Consider the following 11,583-nt stretch of genomic DNA (forward strand, 5'->3'; position numbering starts at 1 on the left):
ATTATTAGATAGAGATCATGTTAAAGATATATAACACACTCACAAGACAGAAAGAGGAATTCAAACCAATCACTGCTGGCAAAGTTGGCATGTATGTCTGTGGGGTAACCATCTACGATCTCTGTCACATTGGACATGGCCGTACGTTTGTTTCCTTTGATGTAGTTTCACGCTACCTACGTTACCTAGGCTACGACCTAACGTTTGTTCGCAACATTACCGATATTGATGACAAGATCATCAAACGCGCGAATGAAAATGGTGAGTCATGCGATTCGTTGACTGAGCGACTGATTGGCGAAATGCATTCTGATTTTGATGCACTAAACATGAAGCGCCCTGACGTTGAGCCTCGTGCGACTGAATATATTAAAGAGATCATCGAACTAGTAGAGACTTTGATCGAACGTGGTTTTGCTTATGTTGCTGATAACGGTGATGTGATGTTCGAAATCGCTAAGTACGATGAGTACGGTAAGCTGTCAGGTCAAGACCTAGAGCAACTGCAAGCTGGTGCTCGCGTAGAGATCGAAAGTGCAAAACGTAGCTCTCTTGATTTTGTTCTTTGGAAAATGTCTAAGCCAGGTGAACCTACATGGGAGTCTCCATGGGGGCCAGGTCGTCCAGGTTGGCACATCGAATGTTCAGCAATGAACTCTTCGATTCTTGGTAACCATTTTGATATTCACGGCGGCGGTTCGGATCTGCAGTTCCCACACCATGAAAATGAAATCGCGCAATCATGCTGTGCACACGGTACAGACTATGTAAACACATGGATGCACAGCGGCATGGTAATGGTAGACCGCGAGAAGATGTCTAAGTCACTAGGTAACTTTTTCACTATCCGTGATGTTCTTGGTCACTACGACGCTGAGACAGTGCGCTACTTCTTAATGTCTGGTCACTACCGTAGCCAATTGAACTACAGCGAAGATAACTTGAATCAAGCTCGTGCTTCTCTAGAGCGTCTATACACCTCTCTGCGTGGCCTTGATTCTTCAGTTCCAGCAGCGGGTGGCGAAGAGTACGTTCAGCGTTTCACTAGCGCGATGAACGATGATTTCAATACGCCAGAAGCTTACTCTGTGCTATTTGATATGGCTCGAGAAGTTAACCGAATCAAGACTGAAGATATCGCTTCAGCAAGTGCGCTTGGTGCGCTGATGCGTGAACTGGCAGATGTGATTGGTATTCTTCACCAAGACCCAGAAGCGTTCCTAAAAGGCGATGCTGGTAACGATGATGAAGTGGCTGAAATCGAAGCACTAATCAAACTTCGCAACGACTCTCGTGCATCGAAAGACTGGGCAAATGCTGACATGGCGCGTGATAAGTTGACTGAGATGGGTATCGTCCTTGAAGACGGTCCAGAAGGCACAACATGGCGTCGTAAGTAATCAGGTTCAATTTTCATTTTAAAGGGCTGTTTATTCAGCCCTTTTCTTTAATTCTTATAAATCTTCATACAGGAAAAATCAGTGGCTCAGATGTATTTCTATTACTCGGCGATGAATGCGGGTAAATCAACCACTCTTCTTCAATCTTCTTTTAATTACCAAGAGCGCGGTATGACGCCGGTGATCTTCACCGCAGCCCTTGATGACCGCTATGGTGTGGGCAAAGTTAGCTCTCGAATTGGTCTACAGTCGGAAGCTCAACTATTCAATGCTGAGACGGATCTCTACAAAGAGATCGCAGCGTTAAATGAAGCTGAAAAACGTCATTGTATTTTGATTGATGAATGCCAGTTCCTATCTAAAGAGCAGGTTTACCAATTAACGGAAGTGGTAGATAAGCTACACATTCCTGTCCTTTGTTACGGTTTAAGAACCGACTTCTTGGGCGAGCTGTTTGAAGGGAGTAAATATCTACTTTCTTGGGCAGATAAGTTGGTCGAGCTAAAAACGATCTGTCACTGTGGCCGTAAAGCGAACATGGTTATCCGCACGGATGAACATGGTGTGGCGATCAAAGAGGGTGATCAGGTCGCGATTGGTGGCAACGATCGTTATGTGTCTGTGTGCCGTCAGCACTACAAGGAAGCTTTAGATAAGTAGCTGTAATATACATTGTGTATACGCGAACTAAGTAGATATTCTTCCAAAAGCCGCTAAATGACGAGCGTAGGATGTAGGTGAGTTCAATGCAGTTACGCATGCATGTTGCAGAATACCTACTCAGCACGCTCTTTAAGTTCACGCTTTTATACTAAGCGGTACGGAACAGCATTAACTGGTGTTACGAAACACGCATGCGCATGTATTCGAGAAGTCTCAACAAGCACTGTAGGTAGTTGCGCGGCTTGTGTAGTCACACTGGTTTATGTGATGTGAATAATGAAAACAAAAAAGCGAAGCATTGAGCTTCGCTTTTTTGTTGTATTCGACTAATTCGGATTGCTCAAAGGCAGTCTGAGATTAACGAGCACGGAAGACGATACGGCCTTTAGATAGATCGTATGGAGTCATCTCTACAGTTACTTTGTCACCAGTAAGAATACGGATGTAGTTCTTACGCATTTTACCAGAGATGTGAGCTGTAACTACGTGACCGTTTTCTAGCTCAACACGGAACATTGTGTTTGGAAGAGTATCAAGGACAGTGCCTTGCATCTCAATTACGTCTTCTTTAGCCATTTAATCCTCTTTTAAAAATGGACGATTTCAACCGGCGCATAATGCCGATAAAAATGAATTATGTAAAGTTGTGGCGTATTCTACCCTTGCCAACGCTGATTTACTAGCCTTTGATGACGTTGAAATCGGACTTTATAGTTCATCGCAGGGCATTCATCGATCTGATATCCCAAATAGAGCCACTGCTTGCCTTGCTGCTGGCAATACTCCGCTTGGTAGAGCACCCCAAGGGTACCTAAAGACAGCGGGTAATCCGGGTCAAAAAAGGTATAGAAAGCACTGGCACTGTTTGACAACACATCGGTAACCGCAATCGCGATCAACTTACCTTCGTCATAGACGTGCAAAAACTGCGTATTAAGCCAGCTACATTGAGAAAACTGAGCAAACTCATTTCGTTTTGGAGGATACATAGTGCCTGATTTGTGGCGAGCTTCTATATAGCGAGAATAAAGATCAAACCAACCTTCATCCATCGACTCTTTAAGTTCCCACTGAAAATGACGAGCCTTACTCAACAGTCTCTTTTGGTTGCGAGATGGCAAGAATTCGGGGATCGACAAACGAAGCGCTTGGCACGACTGACACTGATCGCAATGGGGTTTATAAATCGTATCTCCACTGCGACGGAAACCATTAGCGAGCAACACTTCATAGCTCGAACCACAGTGCATAGTAGGATCGAGTGCTACAGCAACACGCTCTTGTCTGTCTGCTAAATAACTGCACGGATGACAGTCCGTTAAGCCAATTCGAATCTGTTGTAGATCAGAGCTCATTCATCTCCTCGCCCGGTGGTAATAGCCATTGTGTTGTAAAGCAGCCGTTATCAACTGCCAGTTTATTAAAGGATAGCAGTCTTTGAATAAAGTCTTCACGTTCTAGCTCTGTTGCCCCTAAAGACGCCAAATGAGGATTCATTACCTGGCAATCAATGAGTTGGCCGTTATGTTTCTGAAAATGCGCGCAAAAATACCACAACGCAATTTTTGATGCGTTGGTTTTTAGACTAAACATCGACTCACCGCAAAAGAGTTGGCCAACGGAGATACCATATAGCCCCCCAATGAGTTCATTCTCATGCCATACTTCGACTGAGTGGCAGTGCCCTTGTTTTGCCAAATCTTTATACGATGCTCGCATTTCCTCATTCAACCATGTTTCCTCTGCACTCCGTGTGGATGCGCAGTAATCAATGACTCTTTCTGTCGCTTGGTTGATACTGATTCGGTATTGGTGCTTTCTTTGAAATTTCTTGAGACTTTTTGACGGTTGGAATGTCTTAGGATTAAAGGTTGCACGTGGTGAAGGGCTCCACCATAAAATGGGTTCACCGGGGCCATACCATGGAAAAATACCATTTTGATAAGCAAACAATAGTCGCTCTGGGCTGAGATCGCCCCCTAAAGCTAACAAGCCATTCGGATCAGCTAAAGCATCGAATGGAGAGGGAAACCAAAGTTCATCAGGGTCAAGTTCAGTAAGATAGAGTGGCATTGCAAATAAAGGAACAGAAAATGAAGAAGTTACTGTGGATCATATTGGTTTTTCCACTTATTGCCAATGCAGCGTACCAAAGAAACACCGCAAGACCGGTCAATGAAGTGGTTTTTGGTACGGTTGATACAGTGAGATACATTACTCAACAAGATATTGTGAGATCGCAAGGTTCAGGTTGGGAGACTCTGCTTGGCGCAGTCGTTGGCGGTGTCGTCGGTAACCAGTTTGGTGGTGGAACGGGTAAAGAAGTGGCAACCGCGGTGGGGGCTGTTGCGGGAGCGGGAATCGCAAGAAACCACGCTAATCAAGAGTATCGAGTAGAGTATCGCCTAGTTGAAATCCTGATAAAAACGGAGAAAGGTAAACTTGTCGACGTCATTCAAGATATCGACAACAACATGCTTTTTGAGCAGGGAGATAAGGTTCGTATTCTTTATTTTGATGATGCTGTGCGTGTCGATAAAGAGTATTAATAACTGAGCAGAGCTGACCACATAATTATTCAGTTTTAATCGTGGATTAGCTCTGGTTTTAGCTAGGTTTTTTAGATAGGCTGCAAGTACGAAGAATTTCATCGTCTCGTTTAGGAAGACGAGGTGAGCAAGGAATAACAAGTTTAATGGAAAGCCTTACGTTACAACCTATCGATAAAGTCAATGGTGAGGTCAACTTACCAGGTTCTAAAAGTGTTTCAAACCGCGCACTACTGCTAGCAGCACTCGCTAGTGGCAAAACTCGCTTAACAAATCTGCTCGACAGTGATGACATTCGTCATATGCTCAATGCACTGACAAAGCTAGGTGTTGTCTATACATTGTCTGAAGACAAAACGGTTTGTGAAGTGGAAGGGTTAGGGCAGTCGTTTGATGCACCGGAAGCGTTGGAGCTCTTTTTAGGTAATGCTGGTACGGCGATGCGCCCACTTGCTGCGGCACTTTGTCTTGGTAAAGGCGAATACGTTCTTACTGGTGAACCGCGCATGAAAGAGCGCCCAATCGGCCACTTAGTCGATGCCCTGCGCCAAGCTGGTGCAAAAGTCGAATACCTAGAAAACGATAACTATCCACCACTAAAAATCTTCGGTACAGGTCTTAAAGGCGGCACAGTAGAAATTGATGGTTCAATTTCCAGCCAGTTTTTAACCGCATTTCTTATGTCAGCGCCACTTGCTCAAGACGATGTCACCATCAAAATCGTTGGTGAGTTAGTTTCTAAGCCTTATATCGATATCACTTTGCACATCATGCAGCAGTTTGGTGTTGTAGTTGAAAACAACGACTACCAAGAGTTTGTGATTCGTAAAGGTCAGTCATACGTTGCCCCTGGTGACTTCTTAGTAGAAGGGGATGCTTCTTCGGCTTCTTACTTCTTAGCTGCAGCTGCTATCAAAGGCGGCGAAATCAAAGTGACCGGTATTGGCAAAAAGAGCATCCAAGGTGATATCCAATTCGCTGACGCACTTGAGAAAATGGGCGCAGAGATTGAGTGGGGTGATGATTATGTCATTTCACGTGTGGGTGAGCTTAAAGCAGTTGATATGGACTTTAACCACATCCCAGATGCGGCGATGACTATTGCAACGACGGCACTCTTTGCGAAAGGTACAACAGCAATTCGTAACGTGTACAACTGGCGCGTGAAAGAGACCGATCGTCTTGCTGCAATGGCTACAGAGTTACGTAAAGTCGGCGCAGAAGTTGAAGAAGGCGAAGACTACATTGTCGTGACTCCGCCTGCGCAATTAACGCACGCTGCGATTGATACCTATGACGACCATCGTATGGCGATGTGCTTCTCATTGGTTGCACTGAGTGATACGCCGGTAACGATCAACGACCCTAAATGTACGTCTAAGACATTCCCAGACTACTTTGATAAGTTGCAAGGTTTGAGCTCTTAACGGCATGAAAAACGAAAAGGGTTGGCATAACATGCCAACCCTTTCTCTTTGTGTCTCTGTTATTTTTCTAACGTAAACTCTTTCGATAAGTGATGCGCTAAATACTTGAACATATTGAAAACAGCCGTGGTCCTTGGTGTCGGTAAACCATTGTCGTCAAGAAAATAGTTACCTTTAAACACTAAGACTCCTTCTTTTTCTTCAACGCTCTCTGCGCGCATTCCTTCTATATAGTCATCGTGTTCTTGAATCACGTGATTAGCAATCATTAATAGCTCTGACGGAGAAATGACTTTTTTATCGCTCATGGATGTAACCTTTACTGTCTTGGCTCGTAAATAGAAGAGTTGCTGAAAATTGTAGGGATTTCAATGAGAAATTCCAATGCGGTAGATCAACCTTGTACCGTGCAGATATCGCCTATCGCAGCGGGTTTTGTGACTAGTGGCAAAAAAAGCTTATTTCTACTGGCGCTGGGAATCTTAAGACGTTTAGTATGTGCGCTTTTCGAACCTATCGAAGTTACGATATAGGTCGTCGCACTTTATTTAACGCTTCTTTTACATCGTCGATTTGTCGAGCAATCAAAAGAGAAAAGTAAAAAAGATATTGATCTTCTTGCAATCTCGCTCAATAGTAAAAAAGAAGCAAAGTATTAAGTATGTTGTGCGCTATTGTCGCATTCGATAAAGGACACTTGAGTCAATTATGGGTAAGTCACTGGTTATTGTGGAGTCGCCAGCAAAAGCGAAGACCATTAATAAGTATTTAGGTAAGGACTTCATTGTAAAGTCCAGTGTGGGTCACGTACGTGATCTGCCGACTGCTGGCCAGAGTACAGGCCAGAAAGCTGCTGCTGTATCAACCAAGGGCTTGAGTGCTGAAGAAAAAGCGCGAATCAAGAAAGAAAAAGATCGTAAAGCTCTTATTAAGAAGATGGGCATCGACCCATACAATGGTTGGGAAGCGAATTATCAAGTTCTGCCAGGCAAAGAAAAAGTTGTGGCGGAACTACAAAAATTAGCGAAAGACGCTGACAACGTTTATCTCGCAACCGATTTGGACCGCGAAGGAGAAGCTATCGCATGGCACCTTCGTGAGATCATCGGTGGCGATGAAGAGCGATACAAGCGCGTCGTGTTCAACGAAATCACGAAAAACGCGATTCAGCAAGCATTCGAAAAGCCAGGCGAGCTAAGCATGCCTGGTGTTAACGCACAGCAAGCACGCCGTTTCTTGGACCGTGTTGTTGGCTTTATGGTTTCACCTCTGCTTTGGAAAAAAGTGGCGCGTGGTTTGTCTGCTGGCCGTGTTCAATCGGTCGCGGTAAAACTGCTTGTTGAACGTGAGCGCGAAATTAAAGCGTTTATTCCAGAAGAGTTCTGGGATGTTCACGCCAATACACAAACGTCTGACAAAACAGACTTTCGTCTTCAGGTAGCAAAGAAAGCTGGCGAGGCGTTTAAGCCTAGTAACGAAGCTGAAACGAAGTCTGCGCTGGCAGTGCTCGAGAAAGCACAGTACGAAGTGTGTAAGCGCGAAGACCGTCCAACGTCGAGCAAGCCATCAGCACCGTTCATAACATCAACATTGCAGCAGGCAGCGAGTACTCGTTTAGGCTATGGTGTTAAAAAGACAATGATGCTAGCTCAACGTCTGTATGAAGCGGGTTACATCACCTATATGCGTACTGACTCGACCAACTTGAGTGCAGAAGCTGTAGAAAACGTGCGTGACATGATCGCATCAGATTTCGGTGACGCGTATCTTCCAGCGAAAGCGAATGTTTACGGCAGCAAAGAGGGAGCTCAAGAGGCTCACGAAGCGATTCGTCCTTCTGATGTGACAGTAAAAGCTGATGACCTGAAAGGTATGGAAGCGGATGCTCACAAGCTGTATTCACTTATTTGGAATCAGTTTGTTGCGTGTCAGATGACGCCAGCGAAATACGATTCGACTACCGTAAGTGTTAAAGCAGACGAATTCACGCTAAAAGCGAAAGGCCGTATTCTGAAGTTTGACGGTTGGACTCGTGTTCAGCGCCCGTTAGGTAAAAACGAAGACCAAATCCTGCCATCGGTACAAGTTGGCGATATTATCGATTTGGTTAACCTAGAGCCTAAACAACACTTTACTAAGCCGCCAGCACGCTTTACTGAAGCTGCATTGGTTAAAGAGCTTGAGAAGCGTGGGATCGGTCGTCCTTCAACGTATGCATCGATCATTTCTACTATTCAAGACCGTGGTTATGTGAAAGTTGAACAGCGTCGTTTCTATGCTGAGAAGATGGGCGAGATCGTGACAGACCGTCTTGATGGCAGTTTCGATGATTTGATGAACTACGAGTTCACTTCTCGTATGGAAGAGAAGCTAGACCAAATCGCTGAAGGTGAGATGGATTGGAAAGACGTTCTTGATAACTTCTTCGATGACTTTACTGGCGATCTTGCAAAAGCTGAACTTGAAGAAGACGACGGTGGCATGAAGCCAAACCACATCGTCTACACAGACATTGAGTGTCCAACATGTTCGCGCGAGATGGGTATTCGTACCGCATCAACAGGTGTATTCCTTGGCTGTTCGGGCTATGCGTTACCACCAAAAGAGCGTTGTAAAACAACCATCAACTTGGGTGACGAAGAAGGCATTATCAATGTTTTAGAAGAAGACGTTGAAACTGCCGCACTGCGAGCTAAGAAACGTTGTCCTATCTGTGAAACTGCGATGGATGCTTATCTTATTGATGATAAGCGTAAGCTCCATGTATGTGGTAACAACCCTAACTGTGAAGGTTACGTGGTTGAACACGGTGAGTACAAAGTGAAAGGCTATGACGGCCCAGTTGTCGAATGTGATAAGTGTGGCAGTGATATGGTGCTGAAAAATGGCCGCTTTGGTAAATACATGGATTGTACTAGCGAGACATGTAAGAACACTCGTAAGATTTTAAAGAACGGTGAAGTTGCACCGCCTAAAGAAGATCCTGTACACCTGCCAGAACTTCCATGTGAGAACTCAGATGCGTACTTTGTTCTTCGTGATGGTGCATCTGGTCTGTTCTTAGCAGCAAGCACGTTCCCGAAATCTCGCGAAACACGTGCACCATTAGTGTCTGAACTGATTCGCTTTAAAGAGCGTATCTCTCCGAAGTTCATGTACCTAACGGAAGCGCCAGAGCAAGATCCAGATGGTTTGCCAATGGTTGTTCGCTTTAGTCGCAAGTCGAAGGAGAACTACGTTCGTTCAGAAGTCGATGGTAAGCCTTCAGGTTACACAGCGCTTTACGTGGACGGAAAGTGGGAAATCACTGACAAGCGCAAGAAGCCAGCGAAAGCGAAGAAATAACTTTCGAACTAATACGAAAAAAGCAGCCTCAAATGGCTGCTTTTTTTATGCACCGAATGATCATCTGTTTTCATGGATGTGCGATCAAACGCTATGTCTAGATAATCGGTAATCGATTTATTGAAAGATAATTAATATCACTTTTGACAATGTAGTAAGTAGAATCTATTGATCTAGGTGACCTATTGGATGGACACCATGACACTGAGACTTAAGCTACTGCTGCTCGTCCTGTCGAGTAGCGCGATTTTCGTTTTTGCAGCGTATTCGATTTCTAAGCACGTTACCGATAAGGTTGTGACGGAGTTGCTTTGGAAATACGCTCAGGTGTCTGCTCATCACGATGCTGAAACCATCTTGATGCCTATCATCAAAGAAGTGGAACGAGTCAAGTTACTCGCCTCGCACCCAAATATCACTTCATGGGGATTCAACAGTAACGATGAAGTTTATCGATCAGTCGCGGAAGATACATTGGATCGCTTTCGCTGGGGATTTACCTCAAAGAATTTTTTTATCGCGCTTGATCAAAACCTCTCTTATCACTTTAACGATGTGCAAAGTATTAGGCAGACATCGTTTTTACGCCATCATCTTGAACCAGAGTCAGCGTATGATAAGTGGTACTTTGAGCAACGTGATAGTCGCCTTGACCTGACGGTAAACATTGCCCGTGATGCACATCTTGATATGACTCGCGTGTGGATTAACCAAAGTATCATTAAGAATGGTGAGTTTCTCGGCATTGTCGGAACAGGTATTGAAGTATCACTCCTGTTTAATCAGCTAAGCAATCATCACTCAAGTGCACTGAGGACGATGTTTGTTGATGATAGTCGCCGTGTGCAAATTACTTTTGAAGCAGGGGATTTCCATTATCCGTTAAGAGATTCCGCAAAAATGAAACCTCTATTGCACGAGGTGGTCAGTAATTCTAAGGACTATCTAGCACTCGAAGATTTGATGCAGAGGCAAAAAAATGGCGAGGAAGCCGAGGTGCTAATGATCCAGCAAGGGGAGGGGAATGCTGTGGTCGCGATACATTATGTTGAAGAGTTAGGATGGTATGAGTTAACGTTTGTTAGCATCGATGCGATGGTACCCAATTGGGTGTCGACCTATTTGTACTTTCCTTTGGCGGTCATTACCCTTTTATTCGCCTTGATCAGTTATCTTTATCTTGTAAAACGTTGGGTGGTTCCAAATGAATATTGGACTCAACGTCTCGCTTACCTCTCAGAAACTCAAACAGAGCGCGTCAATTTTTCTGTTAAAGGCGTCAACCATTGCATCGACCTGATTGAGTCCGAGCTAAACGAAAGTCGAATCGGCGTTGATAATATGGTCGCATCTCGAACGGAAGCCCTAGATAAAATGTCAGTGTTTGATCTCGTGACTAAGCTGCACAATAAACGAGGCTTAGAAAGGGAGCTAAAACTTGAACTTGCACGTGCTGCACGCGAACAATATCGTTTTGGTTTACTCTGGATAGACGCAGGTTTCTCTCCAACAATAGATACTGAGAAGCATACTGAGCTTTATCGCTTATCTCTCAAACTTGTCGCAGAAGGCTTGAACCATGCAATACGAGAGTATGATATTGCCGCCAGGTGGGCTGATGACGAATTCCTTTTATTAATACGCAGTGACCAGCAAGCCACCCTAGAGCAAATTGCTACTCGTATTAAGCACCATATCGACAATCACAAACACAATAGCTTGGTTGATATTGCTTTACCGATCAATGTGACGATCGGCGGAGCATTGATCGAGCCAGATGTCTCATTTCAGCAAGCACTTGCTCTAGCTGATAGCGCTTTATACGTCGCGAAATCTACTCATGAAAGCGCGATTCATATTCATGCGGATATCGATGAAAAAAAATCCGCATAGCCTAATCAAACTATGTTGTCTTTCGGTACTGCTTGCGAGCAAAGTCACGTTAATGTATTGGATATGTTATCGGTTTGTTTCTTTGCGAGGGGATAGTGTGAGCTATCTCAGGGCGATAAAAAGTAATTTCTGTGAGTACCAAGGTACAGCATATTTTAAATTGTAATCTTCCTGAAATACGATAAGTTATAATAAACCTTTTGCACAGTGTCTTCGCAACGGTATACCGTATGTGTGGGCAGGCTTGCTGTGGCGAATGCTGCGTATTGGGCTTGCTAGGAGCGGCGTAATACAAGGAATTTAGAC

The 11,583-nt window shown here is 44.4% G+C and carries 10 protein-coding genes; 6 read left to right on the forward strand and 4 right to left on the reverse strand.

Annotated features, from left to right (window positions below; translation table 11 throughout):
• Window positions 1-17: 17 nt before the first annotated feature.
• The gene (gene cysS / locus F0231_RS06695; RefSeq protein WP_171758946.1) at window positions 18-1,400 is read left to right on the forward strand and encodes a cysteine--tRNA ligase; all 1,383 of its coding nucleotides are present in this window, start codon (window positions 18-20) and stop codon (window positions 1,398-1,400) included.
• An 81-nt stretch (window positions 1,401-1,481) separates the two neighbouring features.
• Entirely contained in the window at window positions 1,482-2,060 is a 579-nt protein-coding gene (locus tag F0231_RS06700) for a thymidine kinase (RefSeq protein WP_171758947.1), read from the forward strand.
• A 360-nt stretch (window positions 2,061-2,420) separates the two neighbouring features.
• On the opposite strand, the gene infA is transcribed toward F0231_RS06700, so the two are convergent.
• The 3 genes from infA to aat all read right to left on the reverse strand — a co-directional run bounded on the left by infA (window position 2,421) and on the right by aat (window position 4,136).
• The gene (gene infA / locus F0231_RS06705) at window positions 2,421-2,639 is read right to left on the reverse strand and encodes a translation initiation factor IF-1 (RefSeq protein ID WP_001040192.1); all 219 of its coding nucleotides are present in this window, start codon (window positions 2,637-2,639) and stop codon (window positions 2,421-2,423) included.
• A gap of 80 nt (window positions 2,640-2,719) precedes the next feature.
• A complete protein-coding gene (locus F0231_RS06710; RefSeq protein WP_171758948.1) occupies window positions 2,720-3,418 on the reverse strand; it encodes an arginyltransferase in 699 nt (232 codons plus the stop codon).
• Entirely contained in the window at window positions 3,408-4,136 is a 729-nt protein-coding gene (gene aat, locus F0231_RS06715; protein ID WP_171758949.1) for a leucyl/phenylalanyl-tRNA--protein transferase, read from the reverse strand. Before aat ends, F0231_RS06710 begins: the two co-directional genes overlap by 11 nt.
• Before the next feature lie 20 nt (window positions 4,137-4,156).
• On the opposite strand from aat, the gene F0231_RS06720 reads away from it, so the two are divergent.
• Window positions 4,157-4,612, forward strand: coding sequence for a glycine zipper 2TM domain-containing protein (locus F0231_RS06720; RefSeq protein ID WP_171758950.1), 456 nt, complete (start codon window positions 4,157-4,159; stop codon window positions 4,610-4,612).
• A gap of 146 nt (window positions 4,613-4,758) precedes the next feature.
• Window positions 4,759-6,039 (forward strand): 3-phosphoshikimate 1-carboxyvinyltransferase, encoded by a 1,281-nt coding sequence (gene aroA, locus F0231_RS06725; protein WP_171758951.1) that lies wholly within the window; start codon window positions 4,759-4,761, stop codon window positions 6,037-6,039.
• Between the two features lie 59 nt (window positions 6,040-6,098).
• Here aroA and F0231_RS06730 read toward each other — a convergent pair whose 3' ends face one another.
• Window positions 6,099-6,347 carry a YciN family protein gene (locus tag F0231_RS06730; RefSeq protein WP_171758952.1) on the reverse strand — a complete coding sequence of 83 codons (249 nt, stop codon included), beginning with the start codon at window positions 6,345-6,347 and terminating at the stop codon, window positions 6,099-6,101.
• 400 nt (window positions 6,348-6,747) lie between these two features.
• Between F0231_RS06730 and topA the strand changes: the two genes are divergently transcribed.
• Window positions 6,748-9,384 (forward strand): type I DNA topoisomerase, encoded by a 2,637-nt coding sequence (gene topA, locus F0231_RS06735; protein ID WP_171758953.1) that lies wholly within the window; start codon window positions 6,748-6,750, stop codon window positions 9,382-9,384.
• 198 nt (window positions 9,385-9,582) lie between these two features.
• Complete coding sequence (locus tag F0231_RS06740) at window positions 9,583-11,277, forward strand: diguanylate cyclase (protein ID WP_171758954.1); 1,695 nt, start codon at window positions 9,583-9,585, stop codon at window positions 11,275-11,277.
• Window positions 11,278-11,583: the final 306 nt, after the last annotated feature.

It is taken from the genome of Vibrio sp. RE86 (assembly GCF_013114545.1).
GTDB lineage: Bacteria > Pseudomonadota > Gammaproteobacteria > Enterobacterales > Vibrionaceae > Vibrio.